General features: G+C 45.3%; 19 protein-coding genes. 13 read left to right on the forward strand and 6 right to left on the reverse strand.

Going from position 1 to position 21,522, the window contains the following annotated elements; translation table 11 throughout:
* Nucleotides 1-52: 52 nt before the first annotated feature.
* Complete coding sequence (locus tag K2Q26_09565) at nt 53-1,681, reverse strand: glycerol-3-phosphate dehydrogenase/oxidase (GenBank protein MBY0315755.1); 1,629 nt, start codon at nt 1,679-1,681, stop codon at nt 53-55.
* 2 nt (nt 1,682-1,683) lie between these two features.
* Nucleotides 1,684-2,118, reverse strand: a complete 435-nt coding sequence (locus tag K2Q26_09570) for a hypothetical protein (GenBank protein ID MBY0315756.1) — start codon at nt 2,116-2,118, stop codon at nt 1,684-1,686.
* Nucleotides 2,119-2,148: 30 nt separating this feature from the next.
* Here K2Q26_09570 and K2Q26_09575 point away from each other — a divergent pair, with 30 nt between their 5' ends.
* The 4 genes from K2Q26_09575 (at nt 2,149) to K2Q26_09590 (ending at nt 6,863) form a co-directional block, all read left to right on the forward strand.
* Nucleotides 2,149-2,907, forward strand: coding sequence for a haloacid dehalogenase-like hydrolase (locus K2Q26_09575; protein MBY0315757.1), 759 nt, complete (start codon nt 2,149-2,151; stop codon nt 2,905-2,907).
* 98 nt (nt 2,908-3,005) lie between these two features.
* Nucleotides 3,006-3,608, forward strand: coding sequence for a penicillin-binding protein activator LpoB (lpoB, locus tag K2Q26_09580; GenBank protein ID MBY0315758.1), 603 nt, complete (start codon nt 3,006-3,008; stop codon nt 3,606-3,608).
* Nucleotides 3,609-3,703: 95 nt separating this feature from the next.
* Nucleotides 3,704-4,828, forward strand: coding sequence for a hypothetical protein (locus K2Q26_09585; protein MBY0315759.1), 1,125 nt, complete (start codon nt 3,704-3,706; stop codon nt 4,826-4,828).
* Nucleotides 4,829-4,910: 82 nt separating this feature from the next.
* Complete coding sequence (locus K2Q26_09590; protein MBY0315760.1) at nt 4,911-6,863, forward strand: response regulator; 1,953 nt, start codon at nt 4,911-4,913, stop codon at nt 6,861-6,863.
* Nucleotides 6,864-6,868: 5 nt separating this feature from the next.
* Here the strand turns inward: K2Q26_09590 and K2Q26_09595 are convergent, their stop codons facing one another.
* The 3 genes from K2Q26_09595 to K2Q26_09605 all read right to left on the reverse strand — a co-directional run bounded on the left by K2Q26_09595 (nt 6,869) and on the right by K2Q26_09605 (nt 9,370).
* A complete protein-coding gene (locus K2Q26_09595; protein ID MBY0315761.1) occupies nt 6,869-7,855 on the reverse strand; it encodes a PHB depolymerase family esterase in 987 nt (328 codons plus the stop codon).
* Nucleotides 7,856-8,012: 157 nt separating this feature from the next.
* Nucleotides 8,013-8,552, reverse strand: coding sequence for a hypothetical protein (locus K2Q26_09600; protein ID MBY0315762.1), 540 nt, complete (start codon nt 8,550-8,552; stop codon nt 8,013-8,015).
* A 293-nt stretch (nt 8,553-8,845) separates the two neighbouring features.
* A complete protein-coding gene (locus tag K2Q26_09605) occupies nt 8,846-9,370 on the reverse strand; it encodes a polyhydroxyalkanoate synthesis regulator DNA-binding domain-containing protein (protein ID MBY0315763.1) in 525 nt (174 codons plus the stop codon).
* A 371-nt stretch (nt 9,371-9,741) separates the two neighbouring features.
* Between K2Q26_09605 and K2Q26_09610 the strand changes: the two genes are divergently transcribed.
* The 6 genes from K2Q26_09610 (at nt 9,742) to K2Q26_09635 (ending at nt 17,632) form a co-directional block, all read left to right on the forward strand.
* Nucleotides 9,742-11,574, forward strand: a complete 1,833-nt coding sequence (locus K2Q26_09610) for a tetratricopeptide repeat protein (protein ID MBY0315764.1) — start codon at nt 9,742-9,744, stop codon at nt 11,572-11,574.
* A gap of 13 nt (nt 11,575-11,587) precedes the next feature.
* The gene (locus K2Q26_09615; GenBank protein ID MBY0315765.1) at nt 11,588-12,142 is read left to right on the forward strand and encodes a hypothetical protein; all 555 of its coding nucleotides are present in this window, start codon (nt 11,588-11,590) and stop codon (nt 12,140-12,142) included.
* 138 nt (nt 12,143-12,280) lie between these two features.
* Nucleotides 12,281-12,679 carry a hypothetical protein gene (locus K2Q26_09620; GenBank protein MBY0315766.1) on the forward strand — a complete coding sequence of 133 codons (399 nt, stop codon included), beginning with the start codon at nt 12,281-12,283 and terminating at the stop codon, nt 12,677-12,679.
* Nucleotides 12,680-12,957: 278 nt separating this feature from the next.
* A complete protein-coding gene (locus K2Q26_09625) occupies nt 12,958-15,039 on the forward strand; it encodes a serine protein kinase (GenBank protein MBY0315767.1) in 2,082 nt (693 codons plus the stop codon).
* A 26-nt stretch (nt 15,040-15,065) separates the two neighbouring features.
* Nucleotides 15,066-16,160, forward strand: a complete 1,095-nt coding sequence (locus K2Q26_09630; GenBank protein ID MBY0315768.1) for a DUF444 family protein — start codon at nt 15,066-15,068, stop codon at nt 16,158-16,160.
* Nucleotides 16,160-17,632 carry a SpoVR family protein gene (locus K2Q26_09635; protein MBY0315769.1) on the forward strand — a complete coding sequence of 491 codons (1,473 nt, stop codon included), beginning with the start codon at nt 16,160-16,162 and terminating at the stop codon, nt 17,630-17,632. The genes K2Q26_09630 and K2Q26_09635 overlap by 1 nt, the downstream gene beginning before the upstream one ends.
* Before the next feature lie 210 nt (nt 17,633-17,842).
* Here the strand turns inward: K2Q26_09635 and K2Q26_09640 are convergent, their stop codons facing one another.
* Nucleotides 17,843-18,475 carry a hypothetical protein gene (locus tag K2Q26_09640; protein MBY0315770.1) on the reverse strand — a complete coding sequence of 211 codons (633 nt, stop codon included), beginning with the start codon at nt 18,473-18,475 and terminating at the stop codon, nt 17,843-17,845.
* Nucleotides 18,476-18,602: 127 nt separating this feature from the next.
* Here K2Q26_09640 and K2Q26_09645 point away from each other — a divergent pair, with 127 nt between their 5' ends.
* The 3 genes from K2Q26_09645 to K2Q26_09655 all read left to right on the forward strand — a co-directional run bounded on the left by K2Q26_09645 (nt 18,603) and on the right by K2Q26_09655 (nt 21,505).
* Entirely contained in the window at nt 18,603-19,775 is a 1,173-nt protein-coding gene (locus K2Q26_09645; GenBank protein ID MBY0315771.1) for a hypothetical protein, read from the forward strand.
* A gap of 39 nt (nt 19,776-19,814) precedes the next feature.
* Complete coding sequence (locus tag K2Q26_09650) at nt 19,815-20,975, forward strand: hypothetical protein (GenBank protein ID MBY0315772.1); 1,161 nt, start codon at nt 19,815-19,817, stop codon at nt 20,973-20,975.
* 140 nt (nt 20,976-21,115) lie between these two features.
* Entirely contained in the window at nt 21,116-21,505 is a 390-nt protein-coding gene (locus K2Q26_09655) for a hypothetical protein (GenBank protein MBY0315773.1), read from the forward strand.
* Nucleotides 21,506-21,522 lie beyond the last annotated feature (17 nt).

Here is a 21,522-nt window from a genome sequence, read left to right on the forward strand (position 1 = left end):
TCAATACAATAACTTGATTAACCTGAGCCCGGGGGAGAGTAACGCAAAGCCTCTAGCGACGGATGGCTTTGAGCTCTTTGGAACTCAAAGCCAGAACCGCGTCGATCTGTTTTTGAGTTTCGTCGGCAGACCACTTGAGGTGGGTGGCGAATTCCTTGGCGATCGCCGGTAGAAAGCGCAAGCCATTGTCTTTATGAAATAAAAAGAGAGGGGTTCTTCTCCAGTAAAAATCGATCAAATTCAAACACATTTCTTCGCGAATACAGAACGGAGCTTCTGCCAGCCAATAGCGCTCCTCCATGGAGGGATTTTTAAGGCGCGTCATTTTTTGGAGGATCTCGTGCCCTTCTTCTCCGCGACGTAAGAACGCTTGTTTGACGAGCGGGAGGGGCAGATTCATTTCTTCAGATAAGCTTTCTGAATAGAGAAGACCACGTTCAATCTTCTCGGCGGTGGCCGAAGAATTTAATATGTCTTCGGTTTGGCTGGTCTTGAGGGTCATTTTTTGCTCAAAGGGAAACTTTGCTAAAACCGTGTCGACAATTTCCAGAGCCATCGATCGATACGTTGTATATTTCCCGCCGGCCACAAGGGTGACCTTGTCTGAGTATTCAAAAATATGATGTTCGCGACTGGTTTTGCCTTCGGTTTGTGCGCCATCATCGACCAGAGGTCGAATCCCGCTGTAGCAGGAAATAATATCCTTGTGGGACAAATTAACGTCCGGGAAATAGGAGTTCGTGGCTTTGAGGAGGTAATTGACATCGTCTTCGTCGACCAAGACATCGCTAGGGTCTTTGGCGTAATCCGTATCGGTTGTGCCCACGATGGTGACTTCGCCTCGAGGAATGACAAAGATAATGCGAGTTTCGACAGCCATAACCACGGCTTGTTTAACATCGAGTTTTTCTCGGGGAAAGATGATGTGCACACCCTTAGTGGGGCGCAGAGATTTCTTCCATCGAGGTAAGCTCTTCTCGGCAAAGAGATCAGTCCAGGGACCGACGCAGGAGACGACATGTGTGGCGGAGACATCGCATTCTTTTTTTCCAAGAACATCTCTCACTTTAATGGTAACGCCTTCGTTGGTTTCGGTGATTTTATTCACCTCGACGTAATTGACCACATCGGCCCCAAAGTTACGGGCCGAGCGCAGAGTCTCGATCACTAAGCGATCGTCTTCCATAAAAGCGTCCGAGTAAATGAAGCCACCCTTGAGTTCCCCTTGATTGAGTAAAGGCTCCTTAAACTCAATCTCTTTGGAAGAGAGTCTTTCGTGGAGCTTGGGGGCCTCAAACGCTGAGAGAATATCATAAGCAATCATTCCCAGTCCCATCTTTAAGAAACCCACACGCGAGGATTTATAAATGGGAATAAGAAAGCGCAAGGGATGCACCATATGAGGCGCGATCTTGAGTAAAATCTTTCTCTCGGTGAGGGCTTCGTGAACTAAACCGAACTCTAAGTTTTCCAGATATCGAATGCCACCATGAACGAGTTTGCTTGAGCGAGAGCTTGTGCCCGAAGAGAAATCGTGGGCCTCAAAGAGAATCACTTTTAATCCTCGAGAGGCCGCATCGCGAGCTACGCCAGCCCCGGTAATTCCACCGCCGACAATGGCAAGATCGTAATGATTCTGCGAAGCTTTGTTTATGATGTTCTGCCGATAAATCGGATTCAAAATTACATCCGCGTTGTGTTCAGAAAAATTAAATTCTCATCTTCATTCACATTACAGAAATTAATTGCGTTTGAAAACGGCAAATTTTTGCCAAAATATACTTTTTGCAAATGTTTGTCTTTGGCCCAGCGATACGCGATCATGATCATCTCGACACCAATAGCCTCGGTCTCTGCATTGACATGTTCAATCCAAAGGACCTGAGTCCACGATTTGAAAAAAAGAAGAGGTTGGGCGATAACGTATCCAACAACTTTATTATCCACACGTTTTACAAAAGACCAGCCTCGGGGGATATAGTGCTCGAGAGCTTCTTTCCGCCACGGAGCATGCCAAGACGAAATTTCTCGCTCGATGCCTTCGCCCGGTAGTCTTTCCATCTCGAAGTTGAGAATTTCATCTAGATTTTCTGCAGTGAGAATTTTAATTTCTTCCATAATGATGTCTCTTTTACTAACATAGCTTCCATGATGTACAAGACATTTTCCAATGAGATGCTGAACGCCATTTTAGCGAAGGTCGATGACCTCAAAAAAAAATTTCCGCCCCCCTATTATGCGGCTTTTGATGCCGATGGAACTCTCTGGGACAGCGATGTCGGGGAGAATTTTTTCCAGTTTCAGATCGACCACTGTGATCTTGCCGCACTCAAGGGAATTGATCCCTGGGAGCATTACTTGTCTCTCAAAAAGAAGCATCCACCGGAGGCCTATCTTTGGCTCGCCCAGATCTGTAGTGGGTTCTCGTTAGCACAAGTGCGGCTGTGGGCCCAAAAGGCCGTTGAACTTCGACCTCCCGAGGTCTTCGAATCACAAAAAATCCTTGTGGCCGAGCTAGTGAAAAGAAATGTACAGGTCTACGTGGTAAGTGCCTCAGTCCATTGGGCGGTCGAAGCCGCACTAAGTACAGTCGGTTTACCTCTCACTTCTGCGATGGGTGTAAAAACTAAAGTGGTTGGCGGAAACATTACGAAAACTCAGGATGGCCCGATCACTTGGAGGGCTGGCAAAGCGGAAGCTCTGATGCTGGCGACAAAAGGTATTCCACCGATTTTCTGTTCGGGAAACAGTTCCGGCGATGTTCAGCTTCTCCAGTGCTCCGTCGGGGATGCTCTTGCCATCCAGACACAATCTCGCTCCAGTCAGCATCAGTCTCTCTACGCTGATGAGCAGAGTCTTTTAACTATTGCTCAAGAACAGGGCTGGTGGGTTCACAGCTTTATCTGAGGGCGTCATCAGTCCGGGCGGCATCCTCCACCAAAGCGCAGGACCTCGTGGACATCGTCTCGAAGTCTTTGATAGGATCATGTGATCGGAGGAAAGTTATGCTTAAGAATAGTTTATTAGTTTTATTATTGGCCTTTGCGGCAGTGGCGATCCAAGGCTGCGGAGAAAAGCAGTTCACCAAAGGTTCGTACGATGATGTTGATCAGGAAAACCTGCTCAATGATAAGTGGTCCGAAACGGACATGCAAAAAGCGGTGAGTGAATTGGCGCAAAGCTTACTTTCTTCACGCGTTCTTGCCGAAGCGAAAAAGCCACCCGTTGTGATGGTCACGCGCCTTGAAAACAAAACCAGTGAAATTATCGAAACTAAAAGTATTACCAGCATGATGATGGTGGAGCTCACTCAATCGGGCAAAGCCCAGTTTGTGGATAAAGATGCCCGTCAAGATCTCGCCGAAGAATATGAATATCAAAATTCAGGCATGGTCTCCAAAGAGTCTAAAAAAGGTCCTGGAGGTCAAATCGGCGCGGACTACATTCTTAATGGCCGTATCGATTCGATCGTTCAAGAAGTGGGAAAAGATAAAACGGTTTATTACAAATTATCTTTTAGTCTTTCAAATATGAAAACCAGTCTGATCGAGTGGGCTGGACAAAAGCAAATTCGCAAAAAATTTAAAAAGAAACGCGTTAGCGGCTGATAGGTCGCTCTGTGCGATATTTCGCATCCCTTCTTTTATTCCTAGCTGTCTCCTGCGCCACGTACCAGAAAGATGTATCTGGCGCTCGAGATCTTATGCAGTCAGGACAATACGATCAGGCTGAAGCGATACTTAAGGAGCAAGTGGATACCCGAAAGGGTGATCGATTGGCTTATCTCTTGGAGTACGCAACGGTTCTCTACCAGGCTCAAAAATTCGAGGAGAGTAGTAAAAAATTTAACGAGGCCGATCAGAGTGCTGAAGTGAATGATTACACCAGTTTGTCGCGCGAATTCGGATCCATCATGATGCGCGAAGATCTGGTGCAATTTAAAACGGAGTCGTTTGAATTTCTTTTGATTAACGTTTACCAAGCGCTCAACTATCTTATGCTGGATAATTTTGAGAACGCCATGGTCATGGCTCGAAGGATCAACGATAAAATCAACAAAATTGAATTAGATAGCGACACGAAAAAACGTCAGTTGTCATTTGCCGCCTACCTCGCTGGTTTATTATGGGATGCCGAGGGAGAAAAAGACTCCGCCTACATCATGTACAGTAAAGCCTTGGAGGGCTCCGACTTCCCCGCGATTCAGAGAGACACTCTGGTGGCTGCGAAAGTATCTCGTCGTGAGGAAACCTACGATCGTTTGAAAAAGAAATGGCCGGAAATCGATGGGAGCATTGATTGGAATGGGATCCGCAACAAGGGTGAACTGGTCGTGCTATTGCAACAAGGCTGGATCCCTCGTAAAAGTCCACGTCCTGACAATCATCGTATGCCGATGTTGGTTCCAGTTCCAAGTCAGATTCGTCATGTTCGTATCGAGATTTCGGGAAAAGGGTCGGTGACGAGCCAGATCGTTTACGACTTGGAAAGCGTCGCCATTCAAACACTGAACGAGGACTACAAACGATTGGTTGCAAAAAAAGTGGCGGGCCTTGCCGGAAAACTGGTTCTTAGAGAGGCCGTGAATCGCAAGAATCAAGGACTAGGGGATTTGGCGTTTTTGGCTTTAGATGCTATGGACCAAGCGGACGTCCGGCAATGGTCTACGCTGCCGGCGACTTTTCAGGTGGCGCGCAAATATCTTCCCGATGGCAAATACACCGTAAAGATGTTTCCGGCCGACCAGCAATCCGGGGAGCCCATTTGGACCAAAGAGATCCAGATTAAGAAAAATAAAAAATTATTTATCCCCACTCGTGTCTTTTAAATGATCTCAGCCCTTTTAATCGCTCGCGTCTTTGCGCGCAAAGGGTGCAATATTTTTTGTTTATCCCTATATTATGAGGACCATGAACTCAGTGAATTCCTCTCCGAATACGTCTGAAAACTACTTTAAAAATTTAGTCGATTCATCGCCAGCGATGATTTGGATGACCGATGTGAATTCGCAATGCACTTATCTTAGTAAGCAATGGTACGAATACACGGGGCGGACCCCTGAACAAGATTTAGGAACGGGGTGGCTCGAAAACATTCACCCTGATGATTTGCCCAACACCTCAAAAGTTTATACTCAGGCAGTTCAAAATAAAGGCCCACTGGAGGTGGATTATCGCCTCCGAAAGAAAGATGGTCAGTACCGCTGGGCCGTGGACGTGGGCTATCCTCGATTCGACAGCCAGGGACAGTTTGCTGGCTATATCGGAACGGTCACTGACATTCATGATCGCATCGCCGCCGAAAATGAATTGGGCCTCGCCAAAATTAGATTTGATCGTTCTGCGGCGGCGACGGATCTCGGGATTTGGTATTGCGATTTACCCTTTTCCGATCTGAACTGGAACAAAGAGGTTAAAAATCATTTCTTTTTAAAGCCCGATGCCCATGTGGATATCAATGTCTTCTATGAGAGGATCCACCCGATGGATCGCGAAATGACTCGATCTGCGATCCAGTACTCCATTGATAATCATGCTCCCTATGACATCATCTATCGCACCACTCATCCGGAGGATCCCTCAAGGATAAAATCCATTCGAGCCATCGGGTGGACAGACTACGATCAAAAGGGAACACCGGTCCGTTTCGACGGAATCACTTTGGATGTAACTCAACAGGTAAAAACGCAAGAAGAACTCAGTCTCTCCAAGGAGCTCGCAGAAAAAGCGAATCTTGCAAAATCGGCATTCTTGGCAAACATGAGCCACGAGATAAGAACACCGCTCGGCGCGATCATGGGTTTCGCCGATCTCGCTCGATCGCCAGGACTTTCTCGCGAAGATATTTTGTCTCATCTTGCGGTGATCGAGAGAAACTCGGCTCAGGTGCTACGTATTATTGACGACATTCTCGATCTGGCGAAAGTAGAAGCCGATAAGATTATTTTAGAATCCATCGAATTTTCGTTTTCGAGTTTTCTTGCAGATTTCAGTTCCTACGCAGGTTTTCAAGCGCGGGAAAAAGGAATTGGCTTTGTGATCGAACCGCATACGGAGTTGCCCGATATGATTTGTGGAGATCCCACAAGGCTTCGACAAATTCTTAATAATGCGATTAGTAATGCGATTAAGTTTACGACAAAAGGAAAAGTGACACTTCACCTTTCGTTTAAAAGTGGCGTTTTAGAGTTCGGAATTGAGGACACTGGAGTTGGTATTTCCAAAGAACAATCAGAAAATCTTTTCCAGGTTTTTGTACAAGCCGATCCGTCGACAACCCGTCGTTTCGGGGGCACAGGCTTAGGTTTGGTTTTAACAAAAAAGCTCTGTCAATTGATGAGCGGTGACTATAAGTTGGTTCGCAGTGAACTCGGAATCGGCTCACTTTTTTTAGCAACGATGAAAGTGATCACTCCGGCTCCAGTGACTCAAGATGTGAGTGGCGGCTCATTAACTCATCCTTCCGCTCCGAATGCAGGACGTTCTATGGAACAAAAATTAAAAGGCAGATCCATCCTTCTCGTGGAAGATTCTCCAGATAATCAATATCTCATTAGTCGGATTCTCGAAATACAAGGTGCAAAGGTCGATGTCGCTGATGATGGTAATCAGGGAGTCGATAAAGCCCTTAACAATAATTACGACCTCGTGATTATGGACATTCAGATGCCCCATATGGATGGGCACCAAGCGACCAAAAAGTTGCGCGGCATGGGATATTCTAAACCGATAGTCGCACTCACTGCGCACGCGATGAAAGAAGAGGCCGAGCGAGCGATTGAATCAGGGTTCACAGAGTTTCTCACGAAACCCGTACAAAGAGATCTCGTCATTTCTACCGTTCAAAAGTTAACATCGAGATAAATTCGCTACTGCGAGCGGAAGTTACTGACCTGATCGATCATGCTTTTAATGGCTTTCATTTGGGCCCCGCTTTTCGTGGCGTAATTGGCTCCAGTGAACCCGAACCAGTCCCAACAACCATATGGATTTTTCTGAGCGATCTTATCCGACTGAGGATAGAGCACAACGATGTTATTGGACTCGGCCCATTCGTTATATCCAGCGTGTTTTACAAATTGATCCTGAATGTCGGAAGGACTCATTTGGCAGCCATGGAGAGCGACATGAAGTCGACAGCTGGCACCGGCTCGACAGGCGGTGGGGACGTAAATCCACCCAGTACTATAAAGCGGAGTGGAAGAGTTTCCGAAGGCTGACTGAGAAAAAGGAATCAAGTTTTCTGCAACGAAACTTCCGCGGGGTAAGAGCTGAGCGTAAAGCTTTTCGAGCAATGTCCCAGCTGTGTCCATCTGACAATTGAGAAGCCACGGAGATCCGCCGGCACTGCAGCTGCTTCCGTAATTTAAAGTCGGGAAACCATGAGCCGTCGATTGAACGTAGTCTTTAATGATTTGCGAGCTCGGAATAAAGTTTTGCATAAACTGAATCAGACGGTCGCTATTGCTCGGATGAATAATATAGTCCTTCGTGCTCGCAAAAACATAAACGATATCATTGGATAAGTTTTCCAGAGCGTCGATCTCATTTAAAGATTGATACGTTTTAGCTTGTTCGATCTGTTTGAGCGGAGCTTGCTGTTTTTTGATTCCCGCACAATCGATTTGTGCTTTGAGTGTTTCTCCCTGAGCGCACCAATAAACTCCTCCAGCGATACTGGCCGAGCCGGAAAACGTTTGCGAATAGGCGACGTGCAACTGCGTAGACATGTACGCGCCCGAGGAAATTCCAGAAACAGTAATTCCGTTTTGATCGATATTCAGCTGGGGCAGAGCTTGAGGGTAAGCCGTAGCGGGGAATGTGCAAAGAACTAAAATTAAAAGTTTAGACAGCATACAACCTCCGTGTTGGTGGGATTATGTTAAGCCGTGGGACTCCGAATCCGCAAATAAAAAAGCCTCCGAGCGGAGGCTTTGTGTCGTCGTCTATCTGAGCGATCGCTAAGACTGTAGTGACGCGCGAGATCCTTTGCGGAGCAAAGGGTGACCCGATTTACTTCGCGGTCATCCTGATGGTTTTGTCAGCAAGAGCGGCTTCCACAGGAGAGAATTTTCCGTCTCCATTGACTAGGGACATTGAGGCGTTTCCAACTGTTCCGCAATAGTAAGAACTGATGTTTTTGCACGAAAAACCTTTAAACGAATGTTCTTCAGCGATTTCCATGCAGTCGGACTTACTGAGTGGTTCATTATCCTCATCTTTATCGGCAATCACGATATCGTGGACTGTGTTTGCGGGATCCATGATGGTCGCGACGTAAGCGAAGTTGTTGTAACCTTTGACTTGCTTACTGAGAGCTTTGGCTCTCGCTTCACAGTCTTTGGCCGTATGGTCGGGCTCAACGATGTTGGAAACAAGAAAGCGACCTTTGGCGCTCATACGATCTTGCATCACATGATAGATTTTTGCGTTTTTATCGGGAGGCGGAGGATTGGCCGAAGCGGGGAAGCGACCATTGTTGTCGGGCCTATCGTTACTGCTAGAGCAAGCGATGATAAAAGTTAGGCACGGTATGAGAAGTAAGAAGCGCATTGAACCTCCTGTTTAAGCGCGGAAACTCGAATTTCTTGGAGTCTGCCTCTATTATGTAGGACGTCGCTTTCGACGATCAATTTATTGTGGAAAACCTGAAAGAATTTGCACCAAGGCCGAGAGCCTAAAGTCCAGCCCCCCAAACTGTCCGGCAGGTACGCCGATACTTTTTGAGAACCGGTGCGTCTAGAGCTAGACGCACCGGTTCTCAAAAAGTATCGGCGTACCTGCCGGACAAATAAAAAAGCCCACGCTGGGGTGGGCTTTTTGAAACATCTGTTCTAAATCTAAGATTAGAACTTGTTGTTCGGATTTGGAAGACTTGGAGTTTCTTCAGGGACTGGTAAAGTCGTGTAGTCTGAACTCTCCTGAGTGGCTGCCTGGGCGATGCGGTTTTCGATAGATTGCTTTACAGTATCGTAAGACTGAGCGGCTTTATCGATCACAGATTCCTGCTGAGCTGACTTCGATGTTGATGGTTGAGCCGCTTTAACGATGTATTCTTTAGGAAAAGCACCGAGTTTCGCGAGGTAGCTCGAAATGCTGCCGTTGGCGTGCTGGATGATTTCTCTTAAAGTGAAAAGGGGCGCGTATTGAGAAGCCTTCTTTTCGGATTCAAAGATGATTTGTGTTAACGTGGCTGCCGTAATGTCATTCTTTGATTTGTTATCGATCACCATAACTTCTTCGTCAGAGCGGATCATTTTGGCGATATCATCGAGCGTAACATAACAGCTCTGTTGTGTGTCATAGAGCTTGCGGTTTTGGTAACGCTTAATAATTTTCACCTTTTTGTTGTCTTGGCTCGTGTTAATCAAAGGGTCCTCCCACTTGGTTTCTTTAGCTTAGCTTGTAGTGACTCGACTATTTATGCAGCAAGAAGCCGTTCAGAAAGAGCTTATATTCGCTGTTTCTTTAGGCTTTTTGCGCTCTGTAGCGTCGTCGGAACAGCGCGAACATAGAACTGGCGCCACATGTTGTCAAGCCTGGCCCGGAGCGTTTTAAATATTCTTTCGCCCGTCTTTTCATCAGGGATAAGCCCCAGGCCTCAGGACTACAAAGGATTTCTTATAGAATCATAAAGTATTGAAATAATTATATTTTGTTAGAATTGGACCTAGGGATAGTTCTCCGAATCAGCCTCAACTCCCAGGTGCGGATCACCGATACGGACTATATGGGAGACGTAATGCGTCTAAATCAAAGTATCGGATTCGTGGGTCTAATTGCCTGTTTGAGCGGCTGCTCAAGCTTTCCTCTTTCGTCGCCGGGCGTGTACAAAAGCTCAGCTTATGATGTGAAGGGTGATGCGCCTCAAAGTATGGCGTTATTGCCTGAAGAAAAACTCAACGAAATACAATCGCAAAGCAAAGCGGATTACCATTTCACTCTTGCTGAAACGTATAGCATGCAAGGGGAATGGGCAAAAGCCATCGAGAATTACAAAATGAGTTTGGTGTACGATCCCAACTCTTATCGCAGTCACTTTCGTTTAGCGGGAGAGTATGTACGCGCGGGCCTCGTCAACCAAGCGGTTGAACATTGCGAATTCTCTCTCAAATCAAATCCGAAATTTTCAGAAGCTCAAGTCCTGCTCTCGAGCCTTCACTCCGTATTGGGTTTCCACGAAAAAGCACGTCAAGGATATCGTCAACTTTTACAGATCGACCCCGCCAATCAAGAAGCCTCTCTATTGTTAGGGGCCACTTATGTTGACGAAGGTAAAATGGATCAAGCCATTAAGTATTTTGAATCGCTCGTGAAGAACTCTCAGAGTCCCTATCTCGTATGGTATTACATTGGTCGTACTTATCTTCAGAAAAAACCAGCAAGTATGGATAGCGCCGAAGTGGCTTTTAAAACTTCGGTCCGTTTGCAGCCTCAGTTTGTTCAGTCTGTTTTAGAGCTAGGATCTATTTACGAAAAGCGCGGACAGAACGAAAAAGCCCGCAATCTTTACGAAGGCTTCCAGAAAAACTATGGTCCCGATGTTACGGTCGCCGAAAGCCTTGTGCAGATCTATCTCGGCGATTCCAATTATGCGAAAGCCTTCGAGCAGCTTAAAATCATCAATGATTTAGATCAAGGTAACCTCAACGCCCAACTCAAAATGGCATTTATCCTTGTCGACCAAAAGAAGTACAAGGAGGCAATTCCTCTTCTCGAAGCGATTCTCCATCAGACACCTGATTCGGATCGCGTGAGATTTTATCTTGGAGCCGTTTATGAAGAAGTCAAAGATTACTCCGCCGCGCTTCAAGCGTTTAAGGGTATTCCTAGAACCAGCAAATATTATCCCGATGCGATCATGCACGCAGCCTATCTTTATAAATTAACCAATGATGTGGAGAGTGCCCTCGCATTGTTAGAGAAAAGTTTACCGATCCTCGACGATAACCCTAAAATCTACGCACTTTATGGCTCTCTATTAGATACGCAAAAGAAATATGAAGAAGCGAAGAAAGTTCTAGAGGCCGGTGGAGAAAAGTTCCCGAAAGATACTCAGCTTCTTTATCAATTGGGCGCGGTCTATGATCAGCTCAATCAAGTCGAGAAAACTGTAATGGCGATGGAAAAACTCTTGGCCATTGATAGTAACCACATTGAGGGGCTCAATTATCTGGCCTACGTTTATGCGGAAAAGACTCAAAATCTCGAGACGGCAGAGAAGCTGGCCCGAAGAGCGTTGGCATTAAAACCGAATGATGGTTTTATATTGGATACTCTCGGTTGGGTTTTGTTTAAACAAAATAAAATTGCAGAAGCCATTCGGACTTTAGAAAGAGCCCATCAGTACGAAGATGGAGAGAGCGTCATTGCCGAGCATTTAGGTGATGCTTATTTTAAGAATGAGTTGCCGAATAAAGCAAAAGACATGTACATTAAAGCGGTACAGAATGAAAAAAACGAAGCTAACGCTAGAAAAATAAGAGACAAAATTGATACTATTGAAGTCCGCATCCAGTCCGAGCAGAAAATCCGTAATCGCGTTCCCGCATCGGCTCCTTCTTCGGGTAAGTAGTCTTCTTTCATTTGTGGTGCTGGCCAACTGTCAGCACAAAGTCCCAACTCCAGGTCCAATTCAGTTTTTTAAAGGCAAAGCCCAAATCTTTGATAAGCAAAAAAATAAAACGGATTATGTGAATTTCGAAGCCTCCGTGGAATACCCACTACGGTTGCGTTTAGACGTGAGCATGGTCACCATCGGACTTCCTCTCGCCGTGCTCGCGATTGACAACGAAAGAGCAACGATGCTCAGTCTTAACGATCGCAAGGCTTACCAAACGGAGCAAAGCAGTTTACTTTTAGAGCGTTTATTGAAAGCGCAGATTTCGGCCTATGACATTACCGGTGCTTTCGCAGAACGATTTCCTTTGAGTCGTGCGTGGTCCTGTAAAAAAGAGGGCGATGTTCACCAATGTAGAACGTCGGGGGTAAGTCTCGAGCATACGATGGCGCCAGAACAAAGTCGCCAAATGGTGATCGATAGCGAGCGCTCGAAGGTGACACTGATTTATCAACCGACAAGCTCTGGTTCGACTCAATTCAACGTGAAAGTTCCCAAAGAGTTTAAGTCCATCGAACTTTAAAAAAAGCTCGAGAATAAAAGTTAGTCATTTTCCAAAACTTTTCAAGCCACTTGCGTACCAATCTGATTCTTCCAGAGTTGAACACATCTCATTTTTACCGCACTTGGGTTAGTATATTTCTTAGCAAGGGGTATTTTAATGAAGTACTGCACATTACTGATTTTGGCCTTATGTACCATCAACTGCAGTTCTCTCTCCAGAGGACCCGCCAGTGTGAGCGTATCGCGTGAAGTGACCGGCCGACCGGCGGAAGGTCTCTTTGCAAAGATGAAACAAAATCCGAACTCCGAAGTTGTTAATCGTTTTCGCCATATCACCGGTGAGAGCCAAATCTTTACCGTCGAGCGAGTCGCTCTAGGGCAAGACGCCTGTGAAAAACGCGAACTGGGTGGTTCGATCACCTATAAATGTGTGCAGAATGCTCAATATGATCAAGAGATTTTAGATCGCGAAGGTTATCAACCTCCTCCTCCAGACGAACCCTATAAAGTTCAGAAAGAAGAGTACCGTTCGGAGTACGTGGAGCTAAGGTACTAGTCCACCTGAGCCCAGCGAAGGATCTCGGGCGCGAGTGTCTCACACAGGGACAGATAAGACCCTCGAATGAGACATATAAGCTACCTTTTTGAGACAAAAAATCTGTGTTAATTTTGATTATTTATTAAACTTTCCCACCTAGACTTGTGTCTAAACTTGGGGCTTAAATCCGCGCCTAAGGTATCGAAAATTGAGTAATAAACTGTACTAAGGCATAATAAATATACGTGGCGGCTGTCTTTTAGGCCCGTAACCCTCGCCCGTTTCAAGGAGAGAAAATGGCATCGAACATCAGTCTCGCTAGCATTATCAATAACTGGAAAGATAAAGATGACTTCAAAGACCTGGCTTGGCACGGGACCTTCGATGATTATCTGGCGATGATTAAAGAGTCTCCTCGCATTACAAGGAACGCCTATCAGCGTATGTACGACATGATCATGGAACATGGTCAGGATGAATACATCGACTGTAAAAAGAAAATCACTCGTTACAAATTTTTTGATGATGCTGTTAATGATGGTAAAGACGGAGTGTTTGGTCTCGATATTCCACTCATGAAGCTCGTCAATGTATTGAAGGCCGCATCTTTGGGTTACGGTACAGAAAAACGTGTTATTCTCCTTCACGGTCCCGTGGGAAGTGCAAAGTCGACCATTTGTCGTCGACTAAAAAAAGGCCTTGAGGCTTACTCAAAAACAGAATCGGGAGCACTCTATACTTTTGAGTGGGTCGATCATAATGGGGATTTGGGCGATATCCTCGGGAAAGATGTAAAATCCTTTACCAGTCCTATGCACGAGGAGCCTCTCCTCTTAATTCCAGTTCCTCTCCGACCTAAAGTTGAAGAAGAACTCAATCGCGGCATGCAGGGCGAGTTTAGAGTTAAAATCGACGGGGAACTTTCTCCTCCGAGTCGCTTTATTTTTAAAGCACTCATGGAAAAATATAATGGTGATCTTCAAAAAGTTCTTTCTCACGTTCGCGTCAAGAGATTGGTTTTAAGCGAAGCCGATCGTATCGGTATTGGAACCTTTCAACCTAAAGACGAGAAGAATCAAGATAGCACAGAACTGACGGGTGATCTGAACTACCGTAAAATTGCTGAGTACGGGTCGGATTCTGATCCACGCGCTTTTAACTTTGATGGAGAATTTAACGTCGCTAACCGCGGAATGATAGAATTCGTCGAAGTCTTAAAGTTAGATGTAGCTTTCTTGTACGATCTCCTCGGGGCTTCGCAAGAGCACGTCGTAAAACCTAAAAAGTTCGCACAGACTCACATTGATGAAGTGATCATCGGGCACACCAACGAGCCGGAATATCGTAAACTTCAGAACAATGAGTTCATGGAAGCTCTTCGCGATCGTACCGTAAAGATCGATATTCCCTATATCACCAAATTAGGTGAAGAGATTAAAATTTACGAAAAAGATTTTAACAAGAGACGCATTAGAGGTTTAAGTATTGCTCCGCACACGATTCAGGTGGCAGCGATGTGGGCCGTATTAAGCCGTCTTGAGAAGCCGAAAAAGGCCAACCTCACTCGTCTTCAAAAAATGAAGTTATATGATGGTAAGACTTTACCGAATTACACAGAGGACAATATTAAAGAGCTTCGCAAAGACACCATTCGCGAAGGCCTCGAAGGTGTTTCTCCTCGGTATATTCAAGATAAGATCTCTAACGCCCTCATTCAAGCTCAGCAATCCAACCGTGGATCGGTCAATCCGTTTATGGTTCTTAACGAGCTCGAATCTGGTCTTAAAAACCACTCATTAATTTCTAACGAAGAACTTAAAAAAGAGTATCGTGAGTTGATCGATGTTGTAACCAAAGAGTACGAAGAGATTATTAAATCCGAAGTTCAAAGAGCGATCAGTGCGGATGAAAGCGCGTTGTCTCGACTTTGCGGCAACTATATCGATAACATTAAAGCTTACACGCAGAAGGAACGCGTAAAGAATACGTTTACGGGTCGTGATGAAGAGCCGAACGAAAGACTCATGCGTTCGATCGAAGAGAAGATTGATATTCCTGAGTCGAGAAAAGATGATTTCCGCCGTGAGATCATGAACTACATCGGCGCCCTTTCTCTTGAAGGTAAAAAGTTTGATTACAAGATGAACGAACGTCTCCATAAGGCCATCGAACTTAAGTTGTTCGAAGACCAAAAAGATAGCATTCGCTTATCTTCTCTCATCACGTCTTCGGAAGTGGATAAAGAGACGCAAGTAAAGATTGATATCGTTAAAGCACGTTTGATTAAAGATTTTGGTTACGACGAAATCTCCGCAACGGACGTCTTGCAATACGTCGCAAGTATTTTCGCTCGTGGGGATGTAAAGGATAATAAGTAATTTTTTTACTTTACGTTAGGGAATGAATGTCCATACGCAGGGATCAGAGTCGATTTAAGGATATCGTCCGCGGGAAAATACGCGAAAACTTTAAAAAGTATGTTACGCAGGACGAGCTCATCGGTAAACGGGAAAAGGAATTCGTTAAAATTCCGGTTCCCTATATCGATATCCCCCGTTTTAAATACGGCCCCAAACAGCAGGGCGGTGTGGGGCAAGGTGAAGGCCAACCCGGTGATTCCGTGGGTGGTGAACCTCAAGAGGGACAAGGGCAAGCGGGGAATGATCCGGGTGAGCATTCGCTGGAAGTCGAAGTGTCATTTGACGAGCTCGCCGATATTCTCGGTGAAGAATTGCAACTTCCACGCATTGAGCCTAAGGGTGGAAAAATTCAAGACGAAAAGACGAATTACACCGGAATGGCTCCCGTGGGTCCTGACTCCTTAAGACATTACAAGTCCTCCTATAAAAGAGCATTAAAAAGGTATATTTCGAGCGGCACTTACGATCCGAAAAATCCAGTGGTTATTCCCGTGCGAGCGGATATGCGCTACCGGTCGTTTAAAACGACGGAAACGCCTCAAGCGAATGCGGTCGTGATTTACATCATGGACGTTTCGGGATCGATGGGTGATGAGCAAAAAGAAATCGTTCGACTGGAAAGTTTTTGGATCAATGCGTGGTTAAAGAAACATTACAAAGGCTTAGAGACGCGATTTATCGTGCATGATGCTGCGGCCAAAGAGGTCGACGAGGATACTTTTTTTAAAACCAGCGAATCTGGTGGAACTCTCATCAGTTCCGCTTACAAATTGTGTCGGGATATTATTAATGAACACTATCCTCCGAGCCAGTGGAACATTTACCCCTTCCACTTTAGCGATGGTGATAACTGGAGCAGCGACGATACCAAACTCTGTATGAATGTTCTCAAGAACGAACTTCTGCCGTATGTTAATTTTTTTGGCTACGGCCAAGTCGAAAGTAAGTATGGCAGTGGGCAGTTCTTTAAAGATCTGGAAAAAGAATTTCCGACCGAACAAAAAATGATTTTAAGTAAGATTAAAAACAAAGAGGCCATCCTGGGCTCGATCAAAGACTTTTTAGGAAAGAAGCGATAATGGCTCATCTTCCCCCCGATCTCGAAAAAGCGAGAGTAAAAATTCTAGAATTTGCAAAAAAATACGGCCTCGATTGCTATGAGACGATATTCGAGCTGATCACTTACGATCAAATGAGTCAGTTCGCCGCCTACGGGGGTTTTCCCGTGAGATATCCACACTGGCGTTTTGGAATGGAGTACGAAAGACTTTCCAAGAGTTACGAGTACGGGCTCTCTAAAATCTACGAAATGGTAATTAACAACGATCCTTGCTATGCCTATCTTATGGAGGGGAACCGCCCGGTAGATCAAAAATTAGTGATGGCACACGTTTACGGTCACTGTGATTTCTTTAAGAATAATAAGTGGTTTGCTCCTACCGATCGAAAAATGATGGACACAATGGCAAACCATGCCACGCGAATCCGTCGCTACATTGATCGGTACGGCTTGGATGAGGTCGAAACTTTTATCGATCAATGTCTTAGTTTAGAAAATTTAATTGATCGTTATAGTCCGTACAATCCAACTCCGAATTCTAAAAAGGCCGAAACCGACGAAACTCGTCGTTCTTCTCTTTTATCGGGTGGAAAAGAATTTATGGATGAGTACATCAACTCGACGGCCCGCTACCAACACGAAGAAGAGGTGGCGAAAGAAAAAGAAATTTCCGAGATGGCCAAGTTCCCCGAACGCCCCGAGCGCGATGTGCTCTTGTTTTTGATGAGCCACGCTCCGCTTAAGAACTGGCAGCAAGACGTATTATCCATCGTCCGCGCCGAAGCTTACTATTACGCACCCCAAGGAATGACAAAAATCATGAACGAAGGCTGGGCTTCTTACTGGCATTCAAAAATGATGACTGAAAAAATTTTAGATGATAGCGAAGTGATCGATTACGCTGATGCGTGTGCGGGGACCTTAGCGATGTCCCCCACAAGTTTTAACCCCTATAAAGTTGGGATTGAGCTTTTCCGCGATATCGAAGAGCGTTGGAATAAAGGACAATTCGGTCGAGAGTGGAACGAGTGTGCGGATGTGGAGATGAAGCGCCGCTGGAATCGAGAGACCAATCAGGGTCGAGAAAAGATTTTTCAGGTACGACGCGATTACAATGACGTCACATTTATCGACGAATTCCTTACGGCTGAGTTTTGTATAAAAAATAAAATGTTCGTTTATAAGTTCAATCAAAGAACCGGTCAGTACGAGGTCGACACTCGCCAGTTCGAAACGGTCAAGAAGCAGCTTTTGTTTCAATTGACCAACTTCGGGCAGCCGATTATTCACGTGGAAAACGCGAACTATAAAAATCGCGGTGAACTGCTTCTCAAGCACCTTTTCGAAGGTGTAGAAATGCAGCAGAACTACATGGAAGAAACGCTTAAGAATTTACACAAGATTTGGAAGCGTCCGGTGCATATCATGACTAATTCCGACGGGAAAGACCTCGTCGTCGGTTTCGATGGTAAAGAATTTTCTCAGACATAGAAAAAACAATCGGTCACTTGGAGACCGTTCATAGAATCCATTAATTTTTGAACTTCCTCTTTAGACAATGCCTCCCGCGCCAGCGGCATTCGATGTAGGATTGGTAGCCCAAATTTGTATCAACGATGGATTCCTGTGCCCCCTTAGGTCTTATGATTAAAGTATTGCAAGGGAGCTGCCACAAGATGTGATTTCAAGAAATTTCCCGAATTAACGGGGGCCGGTGGAGACTTCGCGTTCCGCTGCGTTTACACCTGCACCATAATATAGAATCTGTTGGAAAATTTGCGAGGCGTTGGATTTGACGCTAATAATTGCCGGTTCGAAGGGAGCTTTAGGATCACTCATAAGAGCTTGAAATGCTTTACTATGACTGGTGAGCAGCGCTCGAGTGTTCTCCTTTGAATTCGTCCACTCACGGGAGTCGATAAGGTTCGAATCGCCAATCAACATAGAAATGATAGAGCGACGAATGGAACTCATCGCCGCATTAATCACGACGGCTGGGATACCATCCTTGTTAAGGATTAAACAGTTGGTTTTCTCAGAGCCATTGCACTCGATGATCGAATACTGATTTTCACAATCTAAAAGAAGAATACGACCAGCTTCGGTGCGTAAAGCTCCTCCGTTGGGTGAATTCTTGCCTCGGCACAAGGGGTTGGGGTGGGCTACCTTTCGGAAATAAACCGTTTTGAGGACTTCGTCCTTCTTTCCGTCGTCGGCATTTTGCATTGTTGTGACCAACAGGTCGTCGGAATAGATAGAGGTCATTTTGGAGGAGCTGGCTAAACTATAGACACTCCAAACAATTAATGCGAAAAAGAGGGAACAAGGCTTCATTAAGACATCCTTTATATTGTTAGAGTTTTAAAGAGCAAGAGCCGTGCCCGATGCGTTTTTCTTTGTAGATATTTTCTGAAGGAAGTCGCAACTTGTCGCTCCCCCAAAAATCTTTTATATCATGGGCATGTCAGACAAATTTCAAGGTACAATTCGCGACATTTCGGCGCAGGGACTAGGGGTGGTCGATCACCCCGATGGTCGCGTATTCTTCGTGCGGGGAGGATGGCCGGGAGATCAGGGTGAATTTATGATTGAGTCGGTGGAGAAGCGCTATGGCTTCGCTCGTATCTCTCATCTTGAAAGAGCTTCCGCGGATCGCACGGATATTCCGTGTGTTCACTCAGGAACGGGTATGGGAGAATGTGGCGGTTGTCCCTGGATGGGGATTCAATACGACAAGCAGCTTGAACAAAAACAAAAAATGATCGCTTACTTGTTAAAGCGCATGGGCGCCGAGTCCGAAGGCGTCACGCAACTTAAGCCCATCTTGCCTTCGTCAAAGATATTTGGTTATCGCAATCGAGCCGAGTTTAAAACCGATAGCGAAAGAATAGGCTATGTTTCGCCGGGAACTAGGTCCTTAGCTCCCATCAACAACTGCATTATTGTTTCGGAAAAAAACCAACAGCTCTTTCGGCAAATCAAGGCACAGCTTCCGCGGAAAGATTGGTTGCCCAGCGAAGGCTACTTATGGAACTTTATTCAGATTGACGAATGGATGGTTATAGATGACGTTAAATTGAACAAACGACGTCCCTTTCGGCAAGCCAACTCTCAGCAAAACGAAATGATGAGGGAGTGGTTGCGCGAAAAATTAAAAAGCGAAAATCGTGAAACTTGCGTCGTTGAATTATTTTGTGGTTCTGGAAATTTTACGAAAGTGTTGGTCGAAGAGGGCTTTCGAAATATTCACGCCGTCGAGGGGGTAGAGGTATCGATCCAAAAATTACGGGAGAAAAACTGGATCGGAGTTCGGGGATATGTTGCCAATCTTTTCTCTCCGAGTGATTGGAAAAAAGTGCTGCCCCACTGCCTGGATGCAGAAGTACTCATTTTAGACCCTCCTCGGGATGGCTTTAAACGTCTCCACGAGTTTATTAAAAAGTTTAAGCGACTCCGTCGGATCCTCTACATCTCTTGTGAGACGAGTCAAATGGCTTCTGAGATTCGCGAAATTAAAAAGTACGGATGGGTTCTCAAAGACATCCAGCCTGTGGATCAGTTTCCGCACACCCCCCACATCGAAACTTTGAGCGAAATTGTTCGCGAAAAGTGCCGAAACCCCGCCGTCGAATAGGCGTTGCCTTTTCGGTGAGAGATCGGTTAGACAGGGATCATGTCCATTAAAAAAGAAGATACATTTCAGCTCATGGAGCAGGGGAGCACTCGACCTCTAAAAGCTATCGTGAGCGATCTTAAGACAAAAGGCCTTACACATCTTGATCTCTGCCACTATATCGCAGAATTTATCACCCGGCGCCCATTGATCACCCAAGTTTACCGACTGAATCGCCAGTCTAAAATCCTGCAGTTTAAAAAAGAATATGGCCCAATGTCGGACACTTCGATTTTGACCGATCTTGTGAATACCGCTGAAAATGAAAATACCTTCGCCTATAAACTTATTTCTTTGTTCGAACAAGAGTACGGGGACATTCGAGATGTCTTTATATTTATCATCATGCAGAGAAACGAAAACCGCATTGGTTACTTTAAAAAGCTTGTAGAGTCGATGAGCCTTAGGTTTGATCGTCCCGAATGGCTCGATAAACCTAAAACCATGTTTGATGGTTCGTTTTTAGCGGCTCTCCAACAACTTAAAGCCCAGGGTATTCCATTGCAGGAGGTCGGCGGTCGAACGAACACACTCCTCAAACTTTATGACTGGTGTTTCGATGACGAGTTCAAAGCCGACACTGGATTTGGCGAAGTGATAGAATCAAAATATGACGTCTGTTACGATTTAGGAGGCGGATTTACAACGCCGTACCTCAACGAAAGATTTAAAAAGAATTTTATCTGTCTTGATATTTACGACCCAAGAACTTTTGAACAAGATCATCAATATCTCGAAAAAATATATCGAGAGTCCGATATGGAGTATAAACCTAATGAGATTTCATTTGAGTATTTTGATGTTTTTAAAAATGATTATCCTCTCCACTTTGAAAAATACTTAATAGCTTCCTTTGGTTTTTTAAGCTCAACCATCGCGAATCTAACTCCAGATGCCGGGGGTCCCAAAGTCTTCAGCACAACTTATGCCGCTATCGAAGGTATCTCTCGCCTTATTTTGGCGGGCAAGGAGCTGACACTTTGTAGTTATAGTCGACCCTCCTACGCCAAATTTTCGAGCCGTTGCTTTACGCTCAAGTTTAAAGAGGAGCGTTTAGTCATGGCCAAGAGTATGACTCAGGACTGTCATCGGGATATTGGCTTGAGTCGAACAGGTCACAAGCGCCTCAAGAAATTTTTGAGAGCCGTTGAATTTTCTTAGGCCCACCAGTTCTCCTAAAATGTCACCACAAAGCACCATTCGGTGTGTGAGGCTTGCCATCCACTGGATCCCCAGTGCAATAATATGCCGGTTGATTTAGAACGTTTAAAAGTTTAGCTCTTTGGAGCGACGGGAGTTTTATGAATATTTCTAGTTTTTTAATAGCTTTGTTTATGCCAGCGGTTTTGATGGCGCAGACCGTGGACCTTAAAGACATAGGGAATAATACCGAAGAGCGCACTACCATCGACATCCGCAAAGGTAAGCCAGTTTCCGATGTTCCCAAGATCGTTTGGGAAACTCAAGACGGTACGGCTGACATCGAAGGCGATGATCAGACCTCGAGCAAGGAAGCCAAGGCCGAGTGGAAAAAAGCGTGCGACGCTTGGAAAAAAGAATTTCGCGCTGACAATAAAGATAACAAAATTATTAGCATGAATTGCGGTAAACAAGAGTGCGCCAATGATTTGGGTAAGCACACATGTAAATCGACGGCCGCTTACAAGATCAAAGTGAAGTCCGAAGAGTAATTCGAAGAATTCTTTGT

The sequence above is a fragment of the Bdellovibrionales bacterium genome, assembly GCA_019750295.1.
GTDB lineage: Bacteria > Bdellovibrionota > Bdellovibrionia > Bdellovibrionales > JAGQZY01 > JAIEOS01.

Excerpts from the sequence above, each read along its gene's own strand:
- K2Q26_09570 (MBY0315756.1), bottom strand. The coding sequence starts at position 2,118 with ATGGAAGAAATTAAAATTCTCACTGCAGAAAATCTAGATGAAATTCTC.
- K2Q26_09575 (MBY0315757.1), top strand. The coding sequence starts at position 2,149 with ATGATGTACAAGACATTTTCCAATGAGATGCTGAACGCCATTTTAGCG.
- lpoB (MBY0315758.1), top strand. The coding sequence starts at position 3,006 with ATGCTTAAGAATAGTTTATTAGTTTTATTATTGGCCTTTGCGGCAGTG.
- K2Q26_09585 (MBY0315759.1), top strand. The coding sequence starts at position 3,704 with ATGCAGTCAGGACAATACGATCAGGCTGAAGCGATACTTAAGGAGCAA.
- K2Q26_09590 (MBY0315760.1), top strand. The coding sequence starts at position 4,911 with ATGAACTCAGTGAATTCCTCTCCGAATACGTCTGAAAACTACTTTAAA.
- K2Q26_09595 (MBY0315761.1), bottom strand. The coding sequence starts at position 7,855 with ATGCTGTCTAAACTTTTAATTTTAGTTCTTTGCACATTCCCCGCTACG.
- K2Q26_09600 (MBY0315762.1), bottom strand. The coding sequence starts at position 8,552 with ATGCGCTTCTTACTTCTCATACCGTGCCTAACTTTTATCATCGCTTGC.
- K2Q26_09610 (MBY0315764.1), top strand. The coding sequence starts at position 9,742 with ATGCGTCTAAATCAAAGTATCGGATTCGTGGGTCTAATTGCCTGTTTG.
- K2Q26_09620 (MBY0315766.1), top strand. The coding sequence starts at position 12,281 with ATGAAGTACTGCACATTACTGATTTTGGCCTTATGTACCATCAACTGC.
- K2Q26_09625 (MBY0315767.1), top strand. The coding sequence starts at position 12,958 with ATGGCATCGAACATCAGTCTCGCTAGCATTATCAATAACTGGAAAGAT.
- K2Q26_09630 (MBY0315768.1), top strand. The coding sequence starts at position 15,066 with ATGTCCATACGCAGGGATCAGAGTCGATTTAAGGATATCGTCCGCGGG.
- K2Q26_09635 (MBY0315769.1), top strand. The coding sequence starts at position 16,160 with ATGGCTCATCTTCCCCCCGATCTCGAAAAAGCGAGAGTAAAAATTCTA.
- K2Q26_09640 (MBY0315770.1), bottom strand. The coding sequence starts at position 18,475 with ATGAAGCCTTGTTCCCTCTTTTTCGCATTAATTGTTTGGAGTGTCTAT.
- K2Q26_09645 (MBY0315771.1), top strand. The coding sequence starts at position 18,603 with ATGTCAGACAAATTTCAAGGTACAATTCGCGACATTTCGGCGCAGGGA.
- K2Q26_09650 (MBY0315772.1), top strand. The coding sequence starts at position 19,815 with ATGTCCATTAAAAAAGAAGATACATTTCAGCTCATGGAGCAGGGGAGC.
- K2Q26_09655 (MBY0315773.1), top strand. The coding sequence starts at position 21,116 with ATGAATATTTCTAGTTTTTTAATAGCTTTGTTTATGCCAGCGGTTTTG.